The organism is Paraburkholderia sp. BR14312 (genome assembly GCF_040948675.1).
GTDB lineage: Bacteria > Pseudomonadota > Gammaproteobacteria > Burkholderiales > Burkholderiaceae > Paraburkholderia > Paraburkholderia nodosa_A.
Genome location: NZ_JBFPKI010000001.1, coordinates 406891 through 429046, shown reverse-complemented (window position 1 = coordinate 429046; position 22156 = coordinate 406891). Strand labels below are relative to the sequence as shown.

Below are 22156 nucleotides of genomic sequence, written 5' to 3'. Positions count from 1 at the left end.
TCCGGCAAGGTACCGGCCAATCGTGGAGGAGAGCATGCGCGACGACGTACAGATGGCCGCGGGGCAAGCGGTCCAGGTGTCCAATGGCTGGCCCGCACCGGCCATCCAGAAGGCACACGAGCGCTCGGAGACCTTCGGTCTGCGCGCGAGCGCGAGACCGGATTACGACGTGCTTTCGGGTGCGGGCCTCGAGCTCAAGCGCGAGCAGAACCGCGTGCTGTGCATGCATGCCACGCCGGTCATGGAGACGCTGCACGAGCAGATCGTCAACACGCAAAGCATGATCGTGCTGACCAATGCCGAAGGCTTGATCCTGCATTCGATCGGCGACGACGATTTCCTCCAGCGCGCCGAAAAGGTCGCGCTGCGGCCGGGCGCCAACTGGGCCGAGGACCGCCAGGGCACCAACGCGATCGGCACCGCGCTCGCCGAGCGCTGCGCGATGGTCGTGCACGGCGACCAGCATTACCTCGCGGCGAACCGCTTCCTCACCTGCTCGAGCGTGCCGATCTTCGACCCATACGGCGACGTGATCGGCGTGCTGGACGTGACGGGCGATCATCGCAGCTATCACCAGCACACCATGGCGCTCGCGCGCATGTCCGTGCAAATGATTGAGAATCATTTGTTTGCGACGACTTTTCAGGAGACGCTGCAGGTCTCGTTTCATGGCCGCCCGGAATTCCTCGGCACACTCATGGAAGGCATCGCCGCTTTCACCTGCGACGGGCGTTTTCTCTCGGCCAACCGCAGCGCGCAGTTTCAGCTCGGCCTCTCGCTCGCCGCGCTGCGCGCTCATACGCTCTCGTCGCTATTCCAGACCACCAGCGCGCAGCTGATCGACAGTATGCGTGCGGGGTTGGAATCGCACTTCATGCTCAATCTGGCGAGCGGGGCGGTGGTTTGCGCGCGCGTGCAGTTCAGGCGCGCCACGTTGGCCGAAGGCGCCCGACCCGTTGCGGTGCATGGCTCGGCTGTGCAGCCGGCCGCCTATGGAACGGCGCAGCCGCCTTCCATGGGCCTCTCGCGCCTGAGCTACCTCGACACGGGCGATCCGCAAGTGGCGCTCGTGATCGCGAAGGTGCGCAAGGTGATCGGCAAGGACATCCCGGTTCTCGTCACCGGCGAAACCGGCACGGGCAAGGAGCTGCTCGCCCAGGCCATTCACAACGATTCGCCGCGCCGCGACCAGCCGTTCGTGGCGGTGAATTGCGCGTCGATTCCGGAAACGCTGATTGAATCGGAGCTGTTCGGCTACGAGGAGGGGGCATTTACCGGCGCGCGGCGCAAGGGCGCGGTGGGCAAGTTGTTGCAGGCGAACGGCGGCACGCTGTTTCTCGACGAGATCGGCGACATGCCGTATCCGCTGCAAGTGCGCCTCTTGCGTGTGCTGCAGGAGCGCATGGTCAATCCGCTCGGCTCGACGAAGACCATCCCCGTCGATATCTCGATCATCTGCGCGACGCACCGCGACTTGCGAGAGATGATCGCGCAGAACCGTTTTCGCGAGGACCTGTATTACCGGCTCAATGGCCTCGTGGTGCGGCTGCCGCCGCTGCGCGACCGCACGGATCTCGCGGTCGTGATTCAAAAGCTCTTGCACCGGGAATCGCACGGGCGTACCAACGTGCAGCCGCTCAGCGTCGCAGCGGAGGTGATGGCGCTGTTCGAGCGCTGCGCGTGGCCCGGCAACTTCCGCCAGCTCGGCAACCTGCTGCGCACGGCCGCAGCCATGGTCGACGATGACGGCCAGATCCGGCGCGAGCACCTGCCCGACGACTTCTTCGACGATCTGCGCTGCTGCGGCCAGACCCAGGCATTGCCCCCGGCGCATGCCCGCGCGGAGCCGCTGGTGCCGGAGGATGCGCGCCTTGAAGACGTGACCGCCTCGACGATCGCGGCCACACTCGCGCGCCATGGCGGCAACGTATCGGCTGCGGCGCGGGCGTTGGGCGTGTCGCGCAATACCATCTACCGCAAGATGCCCGCTGCCGATCCCGGTCGCGGTTCGGGCGACGCCTGAAGCGCCATTCGCGCGCGCGGCCAGGCCACTTCCTGTCTCCTCCTCTGTCCCACGGGTGTTGCATCCTGTAGCACCCGTGTTCCGAAACGCAACACTCCTTCCCGCGCCGGCAGCACTGGCCGCATCGAGCGAACGCTGGCTCACACCGGCATGCCCCTTGCTTTAAAGAGACTGGCCGCACATTCTCGATGCGGTATGCAGCCTCAATCTCAAACAAGGAGACATGTCATGCAGTGGACGACCCCCGCTTATACCGACTTGCGTTTCGGCTTCGAAATCACGATGTATATCGCCAACCGCTGAGCGCACGGCAGCGTGCCGCCCGCGCGGCTATCAGGGCGTGGCGGGCGGCATGCAGCGAGAACGATCATGAAGATCAGGATACTGGGTTCAGGCGCGGGCGGCGGCCTGCCGCAGTGGAACTGCAACTGCGCGAATTGCCGCCGCGCGCGGCAGGCGTGCAGCGATGTGCTGCCGCGCACGCAGTCGTCGATCGCTGTGAGCGGCGACGGCGTGGACTGGGTGCTCGTCAATGCGTCGCCGGATCTGCTTGCACAGTTGCGCTCGCACCCCGATCTGCAGCCCGCTCGCGCAACGCGCGATAGCGCGCTAGCGGCTGTCGTGCTGACCGACGCGCAGATCGACCACGTAACGGGCCTGCTGATGCTGCGCGAACGCACGTCGCCGTTGCCGCTCTATGCGTGTGCGCCGGTGCTCGACGATCTGTCGAGCGGGTTGCCGCTCGTACCGCTGCTCGGCCACTACTGCGGCGTGGAGGCACATACGGTCGCGCCGGGCGAGCCGTTCACGGTTGCCGCTTGCGCCGGCCTGCGTTTTACCGCGCTGCCCGTGGAGAGCAAGCCGCCGCCATATTCGCCACGCCGCGAGGCATCCGCGCCGGGCGACAATATCGCACTCTTGATCGAGGATATCGCAGCGGGCACGCGTGCCTTCTATGCGCCGGGTCTGGCGCAGATGAGCACCGACGTGCTCGGCACCATGCGCCAAGCCGACCTCGTGCTCGTGGACGGCACGTTCTGGACCACCACTGAAATGATCGACCTCGGCCTCTCGACGAAGCACGCGGTCGACATGGGGCATCTCGCGCAGCGCAGTGACGACGGCCGGCCGGGCATGATCGACTGGCTCGACACGTTGCCGCGCGGCACGCGCAAGGTGCTCACGCATATCAACAACACCAATCCGATTCTCGACCCGCATTCCGTCGAGCACGCCCAACTGCGTGCACACGGCATCGACGTGGCCCACGACGGTATGCAGTTTCAGGTATGACGATGAACGCACCTCTCAAGCTTGAAAACCCGCACGAAATATCATGGACTGCGAATGAATTCGAATCGCGTCTTCGTGCCCTCGAATCGCGCTATCACATCCACCATCCATTCAACCGCATGCTCAACGGCGGGCGTTGCTCGCCCGCGCAGATCCGCGGGTGGGTCGCGAACCGCTTTTACTATCAGATCAACATTCCGCTCAAGGATGCGGCGATTCTTTCGAACTGCCCCGACCGTGCCACGCGCCGCCGCTGGATCCAGCGTCTGACCGACCACGACGGGCAAGGCGAGAACGAAGGCGGCATCGAAGCCTGGGTGCGCCTGGGCGATGCCGTTGGCGTCGATCCGGACACGATGTGGTCGCAACGACTCGTGCTGCCCGGCGTGCGCTTCGCGGTCGATGCCTACGTGAATTTCGCGCGGCGCGCGCCGTGGCAGGAGGGTGTGTGTTCGTCGCTTACCGAGATGTTCGCACCGCAGATTCATCTGGACCGGCTCGCGGGTTGGCCTTCGCATTACCCGTGGATCGAGCCGCAAGGCCTTCAGTATTTTCGCAGCCGCGTGCCGCTCGCGCAGCGCGACGTCGAACACGGGCTCGAAGTGACGCTGAGCCATTTCCGCACGCCCGCCGAACAGCAGCGTGCGGTGGAGATCCTGCAGTTCAAGCTCGACATTCTCTGGTCGATCCTCGATGCAGTCGAAAAGGCGTGGCCCATATGAATCCGATAGTGCCCGATGCAGGCAGCGGCGTGCCGCTGCGCCCGCGCTTGCGCGGCATGTACCGCTTGCAGTGGGAGGCGGCCCAGGACGCCTACGTTCTGCTCTATCCCGAAGGGATGGTGCAGCTCAATTCGAGCGCGGGCGAGATACTCGCGCGTTGTGACGGCGCGCATGAACTCGACGAGATCATCGGCGAGCTGGAGCGGCTTTTCAGTACCTCCGAGCTGGCGCCCGACGTCTATCGCTTTCTCGATCACGCGCGGCTGCGCGGCTGGCTCGACTGACATGGCGACCGCTCCTGCCCCCCTGCCCAAGCCGCTCTGGCTGCTCGCCGAGCTGACTTACCGCTGCCCGTTGCATTGCGCGTTCTGCTACAACCCGGTGGACTTCTCGCGGCACGGCGAAGAACTCGACACCGAAACATGGCGCGCGACCATCAGCGCCGCTCGCGAACTGGGCGCGGCGCAGATCGGCTTTTCCGGCGGCGAGCCGCTGCTGCGCGACGACCTGGAAGCGCTCGTCGCGCATGCGCGCCAGCTTGGCTTCTATACGAACCTGATCACGTCCGGGATCGGCTTGAACGTTGAGCGCATCGAGAGGCTCAAGGCGGCCGGGCTCGATCATATTCAGGTGTCGATGCAGGATTCCACACGCGAACTCAACGACTTTCTCACGAGCACGCGCACGTTCGAACTGAAGCGCAACGTTGCGCGGCTCGTGAAGGCGCATGGCTATCCCATGGTCCTCAACTGCGTGCTGCATCGTTTCAATCTGCCGCACATCGCGCAGATCATCGACATGGCGCTCGAACTGGGCGCCGACTATCTGGAGCTCGCGAACACGCAGTATTACGGCTGGGCCATGCTGAATCGCGATCAGTTGATGCCCACCGCCGAGCAGCTTCGCGAAGCGGAGGAGACCGTGAACCGCTATCGCGCCCGGATTGGCGATCGGTGCCGCATTCTGTTCGTCGTGCCCGACTACTTCGAACAGCGGCCCAAAGCGTGCATGAGCGGCTGGGGCAGCGTGTTTCTCGGCGTGGCACCCGATGGCGCGGCGTTGCCTTGCCACGCGGCACGTTCGTTGCCGGGCCTCGTGTTGCCGAACGTGCGCGACGTGCCGCTGCGGCAGATCTGGTACGAGAGCGAAACGTTCAACGCGTTTCGCGGCGATGGCTGGATGCGCGACCCCTGCCGCAGTTGCGACGAGCGTCACGCCGATCATGGCGGCTGCCGATGCCAGGCCTACCTGCTGACCGGCGACGCCGCCGCGGTCGACCCGGTGTGCGGGAAGTCGCCGCATCACGACCGCATCGTGCAGGCCGTGGAATTCGCAAGACGGCCAACGCGCGACGACGAGCGGCCGATCGTGTTCCGCAGCCGGCAGAACTCGCTCGCGCTTTGAGTGGAGAATCGACATGGCGTCGGTCGTTGCGCGCTTCGATCGCGGTGAGCCTGCGGCGTTCGGCCAGCACCCGTTCGGGCGGCGTGCCGCCATCGCCGGTGTGGTCGCGGGCGTGCTCGCGCTGCATGCCGCGCTGATTGCGGTGGCGCGATGGGAGGCGCCCGCGTCGCACGCGATGCCGGTGCGCGTGAGGGTCATTGACGCCGTGCTGATCGCGCCGATTCCGCCTGTGTCGAACAAGAACGAAGCGCCTGCGCGAACGTCTTCGCCGAGCCGACCCACTCACGAAGCAATCCAGAATAATCGTGTGCAGTCGGCTAGAACCCGTCCACCAGCGCCTGTGCGTGCGCAAAGCATTACACGCACGCCGCCACCGCTAACGCCACCACCGTCCGCACATGCTGCCCCCGAAGCCGCGACGCCGACGGAGCGCATAGCTGGACCGCAGCCGCGATCGCAACCTGCGCCCGTCGCTCAGGCACCTGCTGTGGACGTGCCGCGCCGCGTCGCCCATCTGGATTGCGCCCTCACGAAGCCCGACTACCCCGCGCAGTCCTTGCGCCGCGCCGAGGCGGGCACGGCCATCATCGAAGTCGATACCGCAGCGGACGGCCACGTAGTCGCCGCGCGTGTAGCGACGACCAGCGGCTACGCGAGGCTCGACGAAGCGGCGCGCGACGCGGCGCTCGCGAGCCGCTGCCAGCCCTATGCCGAGGACGGCAAGGCGGCGCCAGCGCGTGCCGACGTGCCGTTCACGTTCACCCTCAGCGAATGAAACGGAGGATCTCATGCCAACCTATGGAATCGCGCACCTGTGGACCCAGGGCGATCCAATGACGCGCTTCGTGGCGGCGCTGCTCATCGCGATGTCGGTCGTGTCGTGGTCGGTGATCGTAGTGAAGGCGTTCGAGTTCGCGCGTCTGCGCCGCCATTCGGGCTTCGCGCAAAGACGCTTCCGGGAAGCCGTCGACGCCGACGATGGCGTCGATGCATTGGGGCCCGCGGGCACGCCGTTCTTCGAGTTGGCCAGCGCAGGCCAGCGCGCGCTGGCGCACCACGGGGCGAGCGGCGCTGCGCATCGCGGGCGCGTCGACTTGAGCGAGTGGTTGCTGCGCAGCCTCAGGTCTTCGGTGAACGAGAGCTCGACGCGTCTTCAGCGGGGTCTCGGCCTGCTTGCCTCGATCGGCAGCACGGCGCCGTTTGTCGGCCTCCTCGGCACCGTGTGGGGCATCTACCATGCGCTGCTCGCACTCGGCGCGAGTGGCGACGCCAGTCTCGAACACGTCGCGGGGCCGGTTGGCGAGGCGCTCATCATGACGGCGCTCGGCCTGTGCGTGGCGATTCCCGCCGTGCTTGGGTATCACGCGCTTGCGCGTGTTTCGCGCGATATCGTCGCGCAGCTCAACCGCTTCGCATACGGCGTACACGCGCTGTTGCTCACAGGCAGCGCGCCTGCGCCGCGTGGGACGATGAAGGAACGGGTATGAACGACGATCGCGATCTGGAAGACGAAGCGATGCCGACGGCCGACATCAACATGACGCCGCTCATCGACGTGATGCTCGTGCTGCTCGTCATCTTCATGGTGACGCTGCCGGTTCTGCACCATGCTGCGCAGCTGGCGTTGCCGCGCGCGAGCAGCCAGCGTGAGGACCTGGCCGCGCCGCACGTCGACATCGTCGTCGATGCGCTTGGCCACATGAGCTGGAACGGGCAGCCTGTTCAGGAGTCCGCTCTATCGGCGCGGCTGGTAGAAGCCGCGCGGCTCACGCCGCAGCCTGAAATCCGGCTCTCGGCCGATCGCGCCACGCCGTACGGGCGTGTCGCGAAGCAGCTCTCGGCGGCGAGCGCCGCGGGACTCGCGAAGGTCGGCTTCGTGACCGAGCCGGACCCGCCGCGGCGTGGCCAGTAACGACTAAAGCTTCATGCGCTGCAGCACACGATCTTTGAGCACAAAGCGATGAAACAGCGCCGCGGCCACATGCAGGCAAATGAACGCGAACAGCACCCACGCGAGCACGCTGTGGACGTCGCCCATGGCGTGCCCGAACGACGACCCCGCAGGGGAGAGCGCGGGCAGCGGGATGGCGCCGAACAGCGTGACGTCCCACGCGCGCGACGACGCGTTGATCCAGCCGAGCACGGGCACCGCGATGAGCAGGGCGTAGAGGCCGGCATGCGTGAGGGCTGCCACGGCACGCATGAACGGCGTCTGGTCGTCGGGCGGCGGGCGATGGGTGGCGCGCCAGAGCAGACGGCACACCATGGCGGCGACGAGCGCCGTGCCGACGCCCAGGTGCCACGCAATTTCGCCGACGGGGCGCGTGTCGCGGTGCACATCGGGCATGGTCCAGCCGATCACGAACTGCGCCGCGACGAGTGCGACGACGAGCCAGTGAAGCAGGCGCGCTACGAGGTCGTAGCGCGAATCGGCAGCGATTTGCATGGGCGCTCCGTGCTCAGAAAGGGTCGGTTGAAAGCGCCGATTCTAGCGTGCCGAGATTAACGGATCATTAACTGTGCAGCTTGCCGGTCACCCTTAAAGCCACGTTCCCCCTTGGCGCTCGTTCGGCTCCTGGGCAAGCGCGTCGAAATCGTGGATCCAGTCCAGATGATTGAGCACGCCCTCGCGCGAGCCGAGCCGGGCGTTGCGTTGCTGCGCAGCGGGGCCGGCGGGCAGATGCAGCACGTCCGCCGTGGTGATCGAAGCGTACTGCACCTTGCGCGTGCGGCCCCGGCGCAGGCGCTCGTAGGCTTGCTGCGCTTCGCGCCAGTTACCCGAGCCCGCCTTCGCCAGCTGGTCGGCCAGCACCACGGCATCCTCGATCGACTGGTTCGCGCCCTGGCCGTGGTGCGGCACGAGCGCATGCGCGGCGTCGCCGATCAACGTGATGCGGCCCTTGCTCCAGCGGCCGAGCGGCGGGCGGTGGAACAACCCCCAGCGCTGGCTGATCGGCACAGCGGTGATCATCTGCACGACGGCCGGGTGCCAGTCCCTGAAAAGGCGCAGTTGCTCGCCTTCCTGGGCAGGCATGACCCACTCGCGCGACGGCCACGGCGACGGATGGCGCTCCACCAGCAGGAAGTTCTGGTCGCCCTTGTCGCCAATCGGATAGTGCAGCAGATGGCCGCCCGGCCCGACCCAGAACTGAATGGTCTCGGGATCGGGCAACAGGTCCGTGCGCTCCGCGGCCACCACGCCGCGAAAGCCCGAGCAGCCCGAATACAGCGCGTCGTCGTAACCCAGCATCCAGCGCCGGATGACCGAGCGCGCGCCGTCCGCCCCGATCACGAGATCGGCATCGACGTGTTCACCGTTGGCGAACGTCAGGCTCACGTGGTCGGGTTGCTGCGCGAGATCGACGAGCCGATGGCTGAGTTTGATGCGCTCGAGCCCGACCGCGCCCGACAGCACCGCTTGCAGATCGGCGCGATGCACGCCCCAGTACGAGCCGCCGAATTGCCCGCGGGAGTCCGGTGCGCCGCGATGGTGGCCGATCACCGCGCCACTGCGGCCGTCACGATAGACGAGGCCGGGCACTTCCGCGCAGACTTTCTCGAAGGCCGGGCGCAGGCCCATGCGCTCGTAGAAGCGCGTGGCGTTGGCCGAGAGGGCGACGGCCGCGCCCACTTCGCGCAGCTCGTCGGTCTGCTCGAAGAGCTGCGCGTCGATGCCATGCTCGCGCAGCGCGAGAGCCAGTGTGAGGCCGCCGATGCCAGCGCCGACGATCGCAATCTTCAGATCACGTGATTTCATGACTGTGTCTCCGATATTCATATAGGTGGGGTCGGCTGGCGCTGCTTCATCACGCTCACACCGTGTCAGTATTCTCGGCAGCCGCTTCTCATTCCACAATAAAATGGAAGGAATCTGCTTCATCACTGGATTGAATGAATGGAACTGGGCGACATCGATCTCAATCTGCTGCTGCTTTTTCATCGGCTCATGCGTGAGCGGCGCGTGGCGAGCGTGGCCGAGCAGATGAACATGAGCCAGCCCGGCGTGAGCAACGCGCTCGCGAAGCTGCGCCGCCTGCTGGGCGATCCGCTCTTCGTGCGCGGGCCGGGCGGCGTGGTGCCCACGCCGTTCGCGCTGCGTCTCGCAGAGCCGGTCGCGCAGGCGCTCGCCACGCTGCACGGCGCGCTCAATCCCGTGACCGGGTTCGATCCGTTGCGCGCCACGCGCACCATGACGATCGGCATGACCGACATCGGCGAGGTCGTGTTCCTGCCCGCGCTGCTCGAGCGCCTCGCGCGCGAAGCGCCGGGCGTCGCGCTCAACACCGTGCGCAATACGGGCGTCAATCTCAGCGAAGAGATGGCCGACGGCCGGGTCGATCTCGCCATCGGATTGCTGCCGCAACTCAAAGGCGGCTTCTATCAGCGGCGTCTCTTCGATCAGCGCTATGTCTGCCTCTTCAGGCGCGGGCATCCGCTGGAGAATGCGCCGCTCACGCTCGCGGCCTGGCGCGAGGCCGAGCATCTGGTGGTGGTGTCGGCGGGCACGGGGCACGGACAGGTCGACGAATGGCTGAAACGGCGCGGCGTGAAGCGCCAGGTGCGGCTCTCGGTGCCGCACTTCATGAGCGTGGGCTACATCCTCGAGCGCACCGATCTGATCGCCACGGTGCCGGAGCGGCTGGCGCTGCAACTGGCGAAGCCGTTTTCGCTGAGCCTGAGCGCGCTGCCCATGAAGCTGCCCGCCGCGCCGATTCATTTGCTCTGGCACGCGCGCGTGCAGCACGACGAAGGCAATCGCTGGCTGCGCGAACGCGTGATCGAACTCTTCGCGGATGGCGGCGGGCAAGCGCGCAAGGGTAGCGGCGCGGCCCGCGCCTAAGCCTCGAGCGATCCCGCTAGCGGAATTTGCCTGCGCGCTGCGTGGCCGCGGGCAACTGCCGCGTTTCGCGCACCGAACGCGGATGCCACAGGCGCGCGCCGCCTTCGATGCCGCGGTCGTTCGGCACGGTGGCCACGTTCGGCGGCAGATCGAACGTGAGGCGCGCCGCGTTGCCGCCGCCTATCCAGAGCTTGTCGTAGTGCACGAGCGAGTCGAGTATGCCGATGATCTTCTCGACGCGCGCGTTCCAGCGCTTGTTCCCCGCCTTGCTGCGCGCGGCGTCGCCGATGTACTCGTCGTAGGCGCGCTTCCGGCTGACCGGATGATGCGCGAGTTCGAGGTGCGGCATCAGTTCGCCATCACGGAACATGGCCGTGCCTACCCCCGTGCCGAGCGTCATCACGAATTCGAGGCCTTGCCCTTCGATCGCGGCGAGGCCCTGCATTTCCGCGTCGTTGATCATGCGCACCGACGCAATGCCCAGGCGCTCGCCGAGCATCTGCGCGAGCGGCACGTCGTTCCAGTCGTCGGGGCCGAGATGCGGCGCCGTGATCACATGATTGTTGCGCACGACACCAGGAAAGCCGATCGAAACGTGGGTCGCCGGATACTGCTTGAGCAGCGGGCCGACGAGCGTCGCGAGCGTTTCGACCAGCAAGGCGGGCGGGCACGGATGGGGTGTCGCCACGCGCACGCGCTGCGTGCGCATTGCGCCGCTCGCGTCGATGATCGCGGCCTTCAGGCCCGTTCCGCCAACGTCGATCGCGAGAATATTTTCGATGTCGTTCGAGGTGTGCGTTGCACTTACCGCGCTTTTCACAGCGCTTTTCTTGACCGCTTTTTCGATTTTGGTCATACGTTCTCCTTGGCTGTCTGGTTCACGTCTTCTTCGCCGGCGCCGGCGCGAGGGTGCGCCACGCGCGGCCGTCGCGCGCGAGCAGTGCATCCGCCTGCGCCGGGCCTTCGCTGCCCGCGGCGTACTCGTACACGGGAAGCGCGGCGTCGAGTTCCGGGTGCAATACGCCATCCACCGTCGACCATGCCGCCTCAATGCCATCGGCGCGTTGAAAGAGCGTCTGGTCGCCGAGCATGCAATCGTAGAGCAGGGTTTCGTAGCCGACATTGGCACGCTCCGCGAAGAAGTCGTCGTAGTCGAACGACGAATGCACCGGGCCGATCTGCACGACTGGCCCCGGCGTCTTCACGTTGAAGTCGAAGCTCGTGCCATGCGACGGATCGATGCGCAGCGTCAGCACGTTGGGCGTGAGCGTATCGACCGGCGTGTCGCGAAAGAGCAGAAACGGCACGCTCTTCAGCTGCACCGAAATCTCCGTGCGCCGCGCGGCGAGGCGCTTGCCGGTACGCAGATAGAACGGCACGCCCGCCCAGCGCCAGTTGTCGATCTGCACGCGCGCGGCGGCATAGGTTTCGGTGCGGCTGTCCTGCGCCACGTCCGGTTCTTCGCGGTAGCCCACGCCCGCCGGGCCCTTCGCGTATTGACCGAACACCACGTCGTCGGGCGTGAGCGGCTTGAGCGCATCGAAGATGTCGGCCTTCTTGTTGCGCACGGCTTCGGCGTCGAACGAGTTGGGCGGCTCCATGGCGACCATGCCGAGCAGCTGAAACAGGTGATTGGGCACCATGTCGCGAAACGCGCCGGTCTGCTCGTAGAACTTGCCGCGGCCTTCCACGCCGATCACTTCCGAAGCCGTGATCTGCACGCTGTCGATGTACTCGCGCCGCCAGACGGGCTCGAACATGGCGTTGGCGAAGCGCAGCGCGAGTATGCTCTGCACCGTGTCCTTGCCGAGGAAGTGGTCGATGCGATAGACCTGCGATTCGCTCGCGAAGCGCAGCACATGCTCGTTCAAGTCGCGCGCCGAAGCGAGATCGGCGCCGAAGGGCTTTTCGATCACGATGCGGCGGAACGCGCCGTTGCGGTCGTTGCCCTCGTCGAGCAGCCCCGCCTTGCCGAGACGCTCGATAATCGGCTTGAAGAAGCGCGCGCCCACGGCGAGGTAGAACACGACGTTGCCGCGCGACTTGCCGTTCAGCTGCTGCGCGAGGCGCTCGAACGCGCTGTCGTCCTCGAATTCGCCTGCCATGTAGGTGAGCCGCTGCGCGACCCAGTCCCACGCCTCGTCGTCGAGCTTGCCGGCGTGGAAGGTACTCGCCTTGTCGGCGGCGAATTTCTCCAGCGCGGCGTGCAGATCGTCGACCCACGCCTTCGTTTCGCGCTCGCCATGATTCACGCCGATGATCTTCATGCCGTCGTCGAGCAGGCGGTCGACGGCGAGGTTGTAGAGCGCCGGCATCAAAAGGCGCTTGGTCAGATCGCCGCCCGCGCCGAAGATCACGAGCGTGCAGGGCGGTGCGGGATGCTTGCCAACGGGCGAGGCGGGCGCGGCCGGTGCGCCGTGCGGATGCGCAGGCACTTTCGCGCTGGGGGCCGCGCGGGAAGCTTCGTTGGAAGCGTGGGGCTGGGTCGCGGGGTGAGTCGGTTTCGTCGACATGATTTCGCTTCAGTGGGCCGAAATGAATACAGCGAGCAAGTCCGGTTCCTTGACTGACCGAGTTTGCGCGCATTGAGTTCATTCCGCCATCGAAGGCGTTTTGTAATATCGTGGGCACTCATGTCACGCCGTTCTCCCCCGCGCTGATTGCGCAATTCGCAGTACCCTTACCGGCGGCGGCAACTTCGACCAGGCTGATTGAACCGACCCGAGGATGGTGGCTATGTCCGATAAGCACTCCCCCGACGAAAAAGATCCCCATGATCCGCAGGGCATGCGCGGCGGACTCACGAACTACGGCGACACCGACTTCTCGCTGTTCCTTCGCAAGGCCTTCATCAAGGGCGCCGGATATACCGACGACGCGCTGGCGCGACCCGTCATCGGCATCACGAACACGGGCAGCGCGTACAACCCGTGCCATGGCAACGCGCCTCAGCTTCTCGAGGCGCTCAAGCGCGGCATTCTGCTGGCGGGCGGCTTGCCGATGGAATTCCCGACCATTTCCATCCACGAAAGCTTTTCGCAGCCAACCAGCATGTTCATGCGCAACCTCATGTCGATGGATACGGAGGAGATGATTCGCGCGCAGCCCATGGATGCGGTCGTGCTCATCGGCGGCTGTGACAAGACGGTGCCCGCGCAGTTGATGGGCGCGGCGTCGGCGGGCATTCCGGCCATTCAGCTCGTTACCGGATCGATGGTGACGGGCGCGCATCGCGGCGAGCGCGTCGGCGCGTGTACGGATTGCCGCCGCTACTGGGGCAAGTTTCGCGCGGGCGAAGTCACGGCGGACGAGATCGTCGAGGTGAACGACCGCCTCGTGCCGAGCGTCGGCACCTGTGCCGTCATGGGCACGGCCAGCACGATGGCCTGCGTGGCGGAAGCCATGGGCATGACGATGCCGGGCGGGGCCTCGCCTCCAGCGGTGAGCTCGGACCGCATGCGCGTGGCCGAGCAGGCCGGCGCGCAAGTCGTGGAGATGGCGCGACGGCGGCTCACCATCGACCAGGTGCTCAGCGCCGAGTCGTTCGAAAACGGCTTGCGGGTGCTGCTGGCCATCGGCGGGTCGACCAATGGCATCGTGCATCTCGCAGCGATTGCCGGGCGCATGGGCTTCGACATCGATCTGGACGCCGTGGACCGTATGGGCCGCGAAACGCCGGTGCTGCTCAACCTGAAGCCGTCCGGCGAGCACTACATGGAAGATTTTCATCGGGCGGGCGGTATGGCCACGCTGCTTCACGAACTGAAGCCTTTGCTGCATCTCGACGCCATGACCGTGACCGGCCGCACCCTCGGCGAGGAGATGGAGCGCGCCGGGCCGCGCTTCGCGCAGGACGTGGTGAAGCCGCTCAGCGCGCCCATTTACCCGCAGGGCGGCCTGGCCGTGCTGCGCGGCAATCTCGCGCCGCGTGGCGCGGTCATCAAGCAATCGGCCGCCTCGGCGGCGCTCATGGAGCACGAGGGCCGCGCGGTGGTGTTCGAGGACGCGACCGATATGGCGAACCGCATCGACTCCGACGATCTCGACGTCCACGCCGACGACGTGATCGTCCTCAAGCGCATCGGACCCAAAGGCGCGCCGGGCATGCCCGAGGCCGGCTACATCCCGATCCCGAAGAAGCTGGCGCGGGCCGGGGTGAAGGACATGGTGCGGATTTCGGACGGACGCATGAGCGGCACGGCATTCGGAACCATCGTGCTGCACGTCACGCCGGAAGCCGCCATCGGCGGCCCGCTAGCGCAGGTCCGTAACGGCGACCGCATCCGCTTGAGCGTGGCCAACCGCGAGATTACGCTGCTCGTGGACGACGAAGAACTGCGGCGCCGGGCGCAGGCGAACCCGGTGACTGCGCCCACGGCAAGCCGCGGTTATCACAAGCTCTTTCTCGACACCGTGACCCAGGCAGACAAGGGCGCCGATTTCGATTTCCTCAGGGCGGTCGAATCGCGTGGCGCAGTGCCCAGGAAGTAGCTTGCGGGCCGGGAGAGCCGGGTGGCCGCACTTCTTGCCCGGCGTCCTGATTTCGGTATAATGAAAGCTCGTTCGGAATATCGAACAAGAAACACCATGCAGCAGCAAAGCATCCAGAGTCGGACTGACCGACGCCAACCTGCCCTCCCGGGCAAGGTGGAAGCCCTCGAGGCGATGCGGCCGATTCACGGCAACGAAACGGGAACAGCCTGGCTGGCACCGGTTCGATCAACCTTCATCCGGAGCCACCATGCATCAAGATATCTCCTCCTCGTCGACCGTCTGTGAAGACCTGTCGCACTGCCTCCCCGGTTTCACGCTCACTCACACCGTGCATCTGGTGTCCGGTCTGGATCTCGGCGTCGTGTCGACCGCCGCCGGCGTGCTCGACGGCGAACAGGTGGTCGTCGACCGATGGGCCGTGACCCGCTTCGGCGACGTGCTCGAGCAAAAAATCGTATTTGGCGACATGACCGAACGGCGGGCGGCCCGGCTGCGCGAACAACTCGCGGCCGTCGACGGCGTGTTGCGCGCGAAGATAGAGCATCATTTCGTGCGCGCCCGCTGAAACCAAAGGCCGGCGTCGCCGATGCACTTAACGAGGAGCCAGGGTGCCAGACATCAGCGTTGAACAAGGGCAACACTCACGCGTCTTTGTCGCAGACATCGGCGGCTCCTACATCAGGCTCGGTGTATCGGACCGTCCGCGCAGCGTGCGCCTCGTCGAAAGCGTGCCGACCCCCGTCGACAGTTGGGAGGCGTTCGGCGCGACCCTCGAAGCCCTGGCGGCCCGGCATATTGGCGAGACCCGCTCGCCTCTCGTCATCTCGATGGCAGGCGCGATCGATCCCGCAAGCGGCGTGATTTGCGCGTCCAACGTCCCATGTGTCTCGGGCCGCGTGCTCGGCGCGGAGTTGTCCTCCCGGCTCAAGCGGCGCATACGCATTGCAAACGACGCGGACTGCCTCGCGTTGGCCGAGGCCGTCGAGGGCGCGGGTGCCGGCCGCGATGTCGTGTTCGGCGTGGTCCTCGGCTCGGGTGTCGGCGGCGGGCTGGTCGTGGGCGGCCGCGTGGTGGGCGGCGCGAGCGGCATCGCGGGAGAGTGGGGCCACGGGCTGCCGGTCAGCACGCACGTCGACTTCGACGGCATGGGCCACGCGGAGCCCGTGATGGCATTGCGTTGCGGCTGCGGGCGAGTGGGATGCGTCGACACCATCGGCGCGGCACGCGGTCTGGAACGGCTCCACGCACTCCTGAACGACGAGCAGAAAGACAGCCACACCCTTCTCGACGACTGGCAGCAAGGCGGCGAGCGCGCGCGGCGCACCGTTTGCGCGTGGCTCGCGCTGGTATCCGAACCGCTCGCAGCCGTGGTCAATATCACGGGCGCTTCGGTCGTCCCGGTTTGCGGCGGCCTTTCAAATGTGGCCCCATTGATCGACGCGCTGGACGCGGCCGTGCGCACGCGCACGCTGCGGCAGTTTCGCGAACGCGTCGTCGTTCCGGGCGCGTTCCGGCAGGACGGCGGACTCATCGGTGCGGCCATCATCGCGCGGCAGGACGACTGGCGCGAGCCGTAGCGCGCCGTGTTCGCCCGCACAGGAAAAATGGGCTTCCGACGCCTAAACTAATCTATGAAGCCAGACGGCTATCGGTCAGCGTTTCGGTCAGCGGCTACCGGGGTAAGCATCATGAAAGCGCGTGAATTGTGCAGGCTCCTGCTCGTGCTCGTGGCGCTATGCATCAGCGCCGGGGCAAGCGCGGGTCGAGGCGGCGGTTGGGTGCATGGCGGCGGTGGTGGCTGGGGCGGCGGTGGCGGTGGCGGCGCGAATCACAGCAGCGGCTGGAGCGGCGGCTACCACGGTGGCTATAACGGCGGCGCCTGGTATCACGGCGGTTATTACCACGGCGGCTACTACCATGGCGGCTACTACCACGGCTACGGCTGGTATCACGGCGGCCACTATCACGGCTGGTATGGCTGCTGCGGATCGGCGAGCGTCGGCTTCTACTTCGGCCCCGGCTTCATCTACGGCTATCCGTTCTATCCGTACTACTATCCGCCGTACGTCGCGAGCGTCTACTACCCCTACGTTTCCGGCGACTTCTCGCAGCCCACGCAGTGGATCGAACAAGGCCAGGGTCAGGCCCAGGCCGAGCCCCAGTACGGCGGCGCCAATATGTACGATCAAAACGAGCAGTACGGGCAAGGCGATCAAACCGGCCAGGGCGGCGAGGCGCCCTACGGCGTCTGGTACTACTGCGTCGCGTCGCAGACTTACTACCCGTACGTGCGGACCTGCCCAGGCGGCTGGCAGCAGGTGCCCGCGCGGCCACCTGACAGTTGAATGACTGCGCGTCAGCGCACCGCGTAGCGTTCGGCGTCGGCGTGCCGGAACGTCAGGCCATGGCCGTGGCGCGCGAGGTCGGGCGCGATATGTCCGGCGTGCAGGCGCGGCGCGCCCTCGAACAGCATGGCCTCGATGCGCGCGTGATCGTGAAACCATTCAATATGCACGAGGCGCCGCGCCGAGCATGCTACATGCAGATGCAGCGCCGGCGCGCAATGCGCCGAGAGCGGCGTATGCCACGCATCGCACAGCGCGTCGGCCTGCAGAAAGCCGGTGATGCCGCAGCAGCGCGTGGCGTCGGCCTGCAGCACATCCACGGCGTGGGTTTCCAGCAGCGCGCGGAAGTCGTCTGCCGTATAGCCGTATTCGCCCGCGGCGAGCGCCATGCGCGCGGGCAGGGCGGCGCGCAGCGCGGCGAGGCCGCGGCGGTCGTCCGAAGAAAGCGGCTCTTCGAACCACTGCACGTCCTCTTGCGCGAAGCATTGCGCGAGCCGCTGCGCCTCCTCGATCTCATAGGCGCCGTTGGCGTCGACGAACAGGCCCGCCGTGCTGCCTATCGCCTCGCGCGCCGCCGCCACGCGCGCCGGATCGTCGGCCGGGTGCGAGCCGACTTTCATCTTGACCCACGCGCAGCCGTCGTTCTCGACCCAGCCGCGCAACTGCTTCGTGAGCGTTTTCAGGTCGTAGCTCGTGAAGCCGCCGCTGCCGTACACCGGCACGCGCTCGCGCTGCATGCCGAGCAGCGCGCACAGCGGGATGCCGAGCGCCTTCGCCTTGAGGTCCCAGAGCGCGGCATCGACGGCCGATATTGCGCAGGCCGCGAGGCCCGGCCGGCCGATGTTGCGCACGGCCCGCTGCATTTCGAGGTTGATGCGCGCGGTGTCGAAGAGGTCGTGCTGGCGCACGGCGTCGCCGAGCACGCTCTCCACGAGCGCTGTGGCGCCCGCATGCGCATAGGTATAGCCCACGCCGGTGAAGCCGAGCGCATCGATTTCAACCAGCACGAGCGTGGTGGAACGCCAGGCGATGGTGCCGTCCGCTTCGGGCAGGTCGGTGGGGATCGTATAGGCGCGCGCTTCGAGGCGCGTCAATCGGGTGGCATTCATGATGTCTCGCGCGCGTGGCTCACAGCAGCTTGTCGAGCGTGATCGGGAGATCGCGCACGCGCTTGCCCGTGGCGTTGTAGATCGCGTTCGCCACGGCGGCGGCCACGCCCACCACGCCGATCTCGCCCACCCCCTTCGCGCCGAGTGGGTTCACCACGTCGTCGTGCTCGTCCACGAACAGCACGTCGATCTCGCCGATGTCGCGATTCACCGGCACGTGATATTCCGCGAGGTTGTGATTCATGATGCGCCCGAGCGTATGGTCGAACTGCGCTTCTTCGTGCAACGCCATACCGATGCCCCATACCACGCCCCCGGCGATCTGGTTCGCGGCCGTCTTCGGGTTGACGATGCGGCCCGCCGCAACGGCGCTCACCACGCGCGCCACGCGCACCATGCCGAGCGCTTCGTCCACGCGCACTTCGGCGAACACGGCTGAATGCGTCGCCATGGAATACTGCTTCTGGAGCGCCTCGGGCTTCAGTGTGACCTGCGCTTCGAGCGTTTTCATGCCCGCGTCGGCGAGAACGTCGGCAATGCGGGCGCGCGTTTGGGGCCGGCCGGCGCTCTCGCTCAACCTCACCTCACCGCCTTCGATCACGAGCGCTTCGTCCAGCATGCCGGGGTCGAGATTGGCGAACGCCACGCCGCCGTGCGCGGGCAACAGTTGTGCGAGGCGCGAGCGCAGCTGCGTGCAGGCGAGCGATGCGGCGCTGCCCACGGAAGCCACGGTCCACGAGCCGCCTTCGATCGGCGCGGGCGGTAGCGATGTGTCGCCGAGCGTGAACTCGACATCGTCGATGGCCATGTGCAGCGCGTCGGCGGCGATCTGCGAAATGGCGGTGTAGGTGCCGGTGCCGATATCGGCCGTGGCGCTGGCGAGTTCGAGCCGCCCTTGCGCATTGAGCACGGCGCGCACGGTCGCTTCGGTCTGCAGCGCTTCCCAGATGCCCGTGGCCATGCCATAGCCCACCAGTTCGTGGCCCTCGCGCATGGCGCGCGGCGTGGCAATGCGCGCGCCCCAGCCAAAACGCTCGGCGCCTTGCGCGTAGCAGTCGAGCAGCGCCTTGCTCGAATACGGCAACTGCTTGTTCGCGTCCTCGTCGGCGTAGTTGCGGATGCGCAGTTCGAGCGGGTCCATGTCCAGCGCGACGGCCAGTTCGTCCATGGCGCATTCGAGCGCGTAGAGACCTTGCGCGGCGCCGGGCGCACGCATATCGAGCGGCGTGTACACGTCGAGCCGCCCCAGCTTGTAGCCGAGCTGGACGTGCGGCGCGCGATACAGCCGGCCCGACCAGTTGACGACCACGTCGGTGAAGTCCTCGAACTGCGAGGTTTCTCCCACGGCTTCGTGGATGATCGCTTCGAGGCGGCCATCGCGTTGCGCGGCAAGCGCAACGTGCTGGATCGAGGCGGGCCGGTGTCCGAAGGTGAACATCTGCGCGCGCGTGAGCGCCACCCGCACGGGCAGGCGCAGCACGCGCGCCGCCATCATCGCCAGCGGCAGATGGTATTGCGGCCGCAGGCCGGAGCCAAACGCGCCGCCCACGAACGGCGAAATCACGCGTACGCGGTCCTGAGACAGGCCGAAGACCTTCATCAGGTACTGCTGAGTATTGCTCACGCCTTGAGTCTTTTCGTAGACGATGTAACGCCCGTCGGCGGAAGGCACGACGGTGCAGCCGTGCATCTCCATAGGCTGATGAAACTCCGCGGGTATGCTGTAAAACGCGTCGGTGCGGGCGGGGGCGCGCGCGAGCGCCCGGTACGCGTGGCCGCGCGGTGCCGGCGGCGGCTCGAAGCCGCCCTTCTCGGTGGAGGGGTCGACCGCATGCTCCAGGGCGCGGGCCAGTTCAGTCTGATGCGCCTCGCTGCGATAACGCACGCGCACGAGCGAAGCCGCGTAGTGCGCGAGTTCGGGCGTCTGCGCCACCACGAGCGCGACGGGCTGGCCCGCGAAGGCGACGTGCGTGTCGGCGAGCGGGCGAAACGGCTTGCCGCCCGGTGCGATCTGATCCTTCCAGGCCGCGTCGTCTTCGGCGAGCGTGGGGCGGTTCTCGTGCGTGAGCACGTGCAGCACGCCTGGCAGCGCGAGCGCCGCGGACGCGTCGATGGCGACGATCTTGCCGCGCGCGATGGTGGCGTTGACGACCGCGCCGTGCACGAGCCCTGTGGCCGTGAACTCGGCGGCGTAGCGCGCGGCGCCCGTGACCTTGCTGCGGCCATCCACGCGCGAGAGCGGCGCGCCGATGCGTGCGACCGGGTTCGCGTCGCGGCGAGCTTCATAGGCGGTACTCATGCTGATTCCTCCCCGGAGTCTTCTGCGCCGTCGCCCTCGGCTCGGGGCGCCAGCGCCTGTTCGAATGCGCGCACGATCGCACGTCGCGCGAGATCCACCTTGAACGCATTGCCGGGACGCGGGTCGGCGCGCGCGACCACGGCGTCGGCGTAGCGTTCGATGGCGCGTGTATCGTCGACGGCGCGGCCGATCAGACGCTGTTCCGCTTCGCGATCCCGCCAGGGCTTGTGCGCGACGCCGCCCAGCGCGCAGCCTAGCGCGCGCATCGTGCCGTCCTCCACGCGTACGCCGAGCGCGACCGAAACGAGCGCGAACGCATACGACTGGCGATCGCGCAGCTTCAGATACGTGAAGTGCTGCGCATAGCCCTCGCGCGGCAATTCGACGGCGGTGATGAGTTCCTCGTCGGCGAGCGTCGTTTCGCGGTGCGGTGTGTGACCGGGCAGGCGGTGCAGGCTGTCGAAGGGCAGCGTGCGCGTGCCGCGCCGGCCCGCCACGTGCAGCGTGGCGTCGAGCGCTTCGAGCGCGACGCACATGTCCGATGGATGCGTGGCGATGCAGTGTTCGCTCGCGCCGAAGATCGCGTGCATGCGGTTGACGCCGTCCAGCGCGGCGCAGCCGGTGCCCGGCGCGCGCTTGTTGCAGCACGTGGCGGGATCGTAGAAGTAGAGGCAGCGCGTGCGCTGGAGCAGATTGCCGCCCACGGTCGCCGCGTTGCGGATCTGCGCGGACGCCCCGGCGAGCAGCGCCTGCGCGAGCAGCGGATAGCGCTCGATCACGCGCGCGTCCCATGCCAGCGCGCTATTGGTGGCGAGCGCGCCAATGCGCAAGCCGCCGTCCTGCGTCGCCTCGATGTCGCGCAGCGGCAGCCGTGTGATGTCGATGATCGCGGCGGGGCGCATGACGTCCTCACGCATCAGATCGACGAGATTCGTGCCACCGGCGAGGAATTCGGCGCCGGGGGTGGCGTAGTGCAGCCGCACGGCGTCGTCCACGCTCTTCGCGCGAGCGTACGAGAAGCGGTTCATGGTGCGTCTCCTTCGTCCTCTTCGCCGCCGGCGAGGTCCTGCGCGCGGCGCACGCCTTCCACGGCGTTCGCGATGTTCACGTATGCCCCGCAGCGGCAAAGATTGCCGCTCATTTGCTCGCGCACGTCGTCGCGGCAATGCGCGTGGCCTTCGGCGAGCAGCCCCACGGCCGAGCAGATCTGGCCCGGCGTGCAGTAGCCGCACTGAAACGCATCGTGGTCGATGAAGGCCTGCTGCACGGGGTGCAGCGCGCCGTCTTGCGCGAGTCCCTCGATCGTCGTGACTTCCGCGCCGTCGTGCGACACGGCGAGCGCGAGACACGCGTTGATGCGCACGCCGTTCACGAGCACCGTGCACGCGCCGCATTGGCCGTGATCGCAACCTTTCTTCGTGCCGGTGAGATGAAGCTGCTCGCGCAGCAGGTCGAGCAGGCTGGTCCACGGTTCCACGTGCAGCGCATGGTGCGCGCCGTTGATCGTGAGTTCGATCGGTACGGCTTCGCTGCGAAGATGCGTGTCATCGTGCCTCGCCTTTGCGTCGTGTGCGCGCGGCGCGGGGTTGCGGGTGGCTGTGTGCATAACGGCCTCGTTATCAGGGCG

Annotated in this window: 22 protein-coding genes and 1 riboswitch; of the genes, 14 read left to right on the top strand and 8 right to left on the bottom strand. The window is 66.9% G+C overall.

What is annotated here, in order from left to right:
• The first annotated feature begins 34 nt into the window (after window positions 1-34).
• The 9 genes from AB3X98_RS01880 (at window position 35) to AB3X98_RS01840 (ending at window position 7354) form a co-directional block, all read left to right on the top strand.
• Window positions 35-2023 carry a sigma-54-dependent Fis family transcriptional regulator gene (locus AB3X98_RS01880; protein ID WP_368604689.1) on the top strand — a complete coding sequence of 663 codons (1989 nt, stop codon included), beginning with the start codon at window positions 35-37 and terminating at the stop codon, window positions 2021-2023.
• Window positions 2024-2251: 228 nt separating this feature from the next.
• Window positions 2252-2326, top strand: coding sequence for a pyrroloquinoline quinone precursor peptide PqqA (gene pqqA, locus AB3X98_RS01875; protein ID WP_006410019.1), 75 nt, complete (start codon window positions 2252-2254; stop codon window positions 2324-2326).
• A gap of 66 nt (window positions 2327-2392) precedes the next feature.
• Window positions 2393-3316, top strand: a complete 924-nt coding sequence (gene pqqB / locus AB3X98_RS01870) for a pyrroloquinoline quinone biosynthesis protein PqqB (RefSeq protein ID WP_368604688.1) — start codon at window positions 2393-2395, stop codon at window positions 3314-3316.
• A 2-nt stretch (window positions 3317-3318) separates the two neighbouring features.
• A complete protein-coding gene (gene pqqC, locus AB3X98_RS01865; protein ID WP_368604687.1) occupies window positions 3319-4038 on the top strand; it encodes a pyrroloquinoline-quinone synthase PqqC in 720 nt (239 codons plus the stop codon).
• The gene (gene pqqD / locus AB3X98_RS01860; RefSeq protein WP_069262319.1) at window positions 4035-4322 is read left to right on the top strand and encodes a pyrroloquinoline quinone biosynthesis peptide chaperone PqqD; all 288 of its coding nucleotides are present in this window, start codon (window positions 4035-4037) and stop codon (window positions 4320-4322) included. The genes pqqC and pqqD overlap by 4 nt, the downstream gene beginning before the upstream one ends.
• Before the next feature lies 1 nt (window position 4323).
• Window positions 4324-5442, top strand: a complete 1119-nt coding sequence (gene pqqE / locus AB3X98_RS01855; RefSeq protein ID WP_368604686.1) for a pyrroloquinoline quinone biosynthesis protein PqqE — start codon at window positions 4324-4326, stop codon at window positions 5440-5442.
• 13 nt (window positions 5443-5455) lie between these two features.
• Window positions 5456-6217: an energy transducer TonB gene (locus AB3X98_RS01850; protein ID WP_069262317.1), complete on the top strand. Its 762-nt coding sequence runs from the start codon at window positions 5456-5458 to the stop codon at window positions 6215-6217.
• A gap of 13 nt (window positions 6218-6230) precedes the next feature.
• Window positions 6231-6929 carry a MotA/TolQ/ExbB proton channel family protein gene (locus AB3X98_RS01845; protein WP_368604685.1) on the top strand — a complete coding sequence of 233 codons (699 nt, stop codon included), beginning with the start codon at window positions 6231-6233 and terminating at the stop codon, window positions 6927-6929.
• Entirely contained in the window at window positions 6926-7354 is a 429-nt protein-coding gene (locus AB3X98_RS01840; RefSeq protein ID WP_069262315.1) for a biopolymer transporter ExbD, read from the top strand. The genes AB3X98_RS01845 and AB3X98_RS01840 overlap by 4 nt, the downstream gene beginning before the upstream one ends.
• A gap of 3 nt (window positions 7355-7357) precedes the next feature.
• Here AB3X98_RS01840 and AB3X98_RS01835 read toward each other — a convergent pair whose 3' ends face one another.
• Both AB3X98_RS01835 and AB3X98_RS01830 read right to left on the bottom strand, forming a co-directional pair.
• A complete protein-coding gene (locus tag AB3X98_RS01835; protein ID WP_176732836.1) occupies window positions 7358-7882 on the bottom strand; it encodes a cytochrome b in 525 nt (174 codons plus the stop codon).
• Window positions 7883-7981: 99 nt separating this feature from the next.
• Window positions 7982-9199: an FAD-dependent monooxygenase gene (locus tag AB3X98_RS01830; RefSeq protein WP_368604684.1), complete on the bottom strand. Its 1218-nt coding sequence runs from the start codon at window positions 9197-9199 to the stop codon at window positions 7982-7984.
• Window positions 9200-9337: 138 nt separating this feature from the next.
• On the opposite strand from AB3X98_RS01830, the gene AB3X98_RS01825 reads away from it, so the two are divergent.
• On the top strand, window positions 9338-10282 hold the full coding sequence (locus AB3X98_RS01825; RefSeq protein WP_069262312.1) for a LysR family transcriptional regulator: 945 nt from the start codon (window positions 9338-9340) through the stop codon (window positions 10280-10282).
• A gap of 16 nt (window positions 10283-10298) precedes the next feature.
• Here the strand turns inward: AB3X98_RS01825 and AB3X98_RS01820 are convergent, their stop codons facing one another.
• Together AB3X98_RS01820 and zwf are read right to left on the bottom strand one after the other, a co-directional pair.
• The gene (locus AB3X98_RS01820) at window positions 10299-11138 is read right to left on the bottom strand and encodes an ROK family protein (RefSeq protein WP_083245078.1); all 840 of its coding nucleotides are present in this window, start codon (window positions 11136-11138) and stop codon (window positions 10299-10301) included.
• A 22-nt stretch (window positions 11139-11160) separates the two neighbouring features.
• Window positions 11161-12795 carry a glucose-6-phosphate dehydrogenase gene (gene zwf / locus AB3X98_RS01815; protein ID WP_368604683.1) on the bottom strand — a complete coding sequence of 545 codons (1635 nt, stop codon included), beginning with the start codon at window positions 12793-12795 and terminating at the stop codon, window positions 11161-11163.
• A 223-nt stretch (window positions 12796-13018) separates the two neighbouring features.
• Between zwf and AB3X98_RS01810 the strand changes: the two genes are divergently transcribed.
• The 4 genes from AB3X98_RS01810 (at window position 13019) to AB3X98_RS01795 (ending at window position 17121) form a co-directional block, all read left to right on the top strand.
• Window positions 13019-14773: an IlvD/Edd family dehydratase gene (locus tag AB3X98_RS01810; protein WP_368604682.1), complete on the top strand. Its 1755-nt coding sequence runs from the start codon at window positions 13019-13021 to the stop codon at window positions 14771-14773.
• Window positions 14774-14877: 104 nt separating this feature from the next.
• Window positions 14878-14981: riboswitch (SAM-I-IV-variant riboswitch) on the top strand.
• A gap of 42 nt (window positions 14982-15023) precedes the next feature.
• Window positions 15024-15341 (top strand): hypothetical protein, encoded by a 318-nt coding sequence (locus AB3X98_RS01805; RefSeq protein ID WP_176732832.1) that lies wholly within the window; start codon window positions 15024-15026, stop codon window positions 15339-15341.
• A 43-nt stretch (window positions 15342-15384) separates the two neighbouring features.
• Entirely contained in the window at window positions 15385-16353 is a 969-nt protein-coding gene (locus tag AB3X98_RS01800) for an ROK family protein (protein ID WP_368604681.1), read from the top strand.
• Window positions 16354-16464: 111 nt separating this feature from the next.
• A complete protein-coding gene (locus tag AB3X98_RS01795) occupies window positions 16465-17121 on the top strand; it encodes a hypothetical protein (protein ID WP_368604680.1) in 657 nt (218 codons plus the stop codon).
• 11 nt (window positions 17122-17132) lie between these two features.
• On the opposite strand, the gene AB3X98_RS01790 is transcribed toward AB3X98_RS01795, so the two are convergent.
• The 4 genes from AB3X98_RS01790 to AB3X98_RS01775 are packed head-to-tail and all read right to left on the bottom strand — an operon-like array spanning window position 17133 to window position 22135.
• Window positions 17133-18230, bottom strand: coding sequence for an enolase C-terminal domain-like protein (locus tag AB3X98_RS01790; protein ID WP_069262307.1), 1098 nt, complete (start codon window positions 18228-18230; stop codon window positions 17133-17135).
• Between the two features lie 19 nt (window positions 18231-18249).
• Window positions 18250-20529, bottom strand: a complete 2280-nt coding sequence (locus tag AB3X98_RS01785; RefSeq protein ID WP_368610203.1) for a xanthine dehydrogenase family protein molybdopterin-binding subunit — start codon at window positions 20527-20529, stop codon at window positions 18250-18252.
• On the bottom strand, window positions 20526-21557 hold the full coding sequence (locus tag AB3X98_RS01780; protein ID WP_368604678.1) for a xanthine dehydrogenase family protein subunit M: 1032 nt from the start codon (window positions 21555-21557) through the stop codon (window positions 20526-20528). Before AB3X98_RS01780 ends, AB3X98_RS01785 begins: the two co-directional genes overlap by 4 nt.
• The gene (locus AB3X98_RS01775; RefSeq protein ID WP_368610202.1) at window positions 21554-22135 is read right to left on the bottom strand and encodes a (2Fe-2S)-binding protein; all 582 of its coding nucleotides are present in this window, start codon (window positions 22133-22135) and stop codon (window positions 21554-21556) included. The genes AB3X98_RS01780 and AB3X98_RS01775 overlap by 4 nt, the downstream gene beginning before the upstream one ends.
• Window positions 22136-22156: the final 21 nt, after the last annotated feature.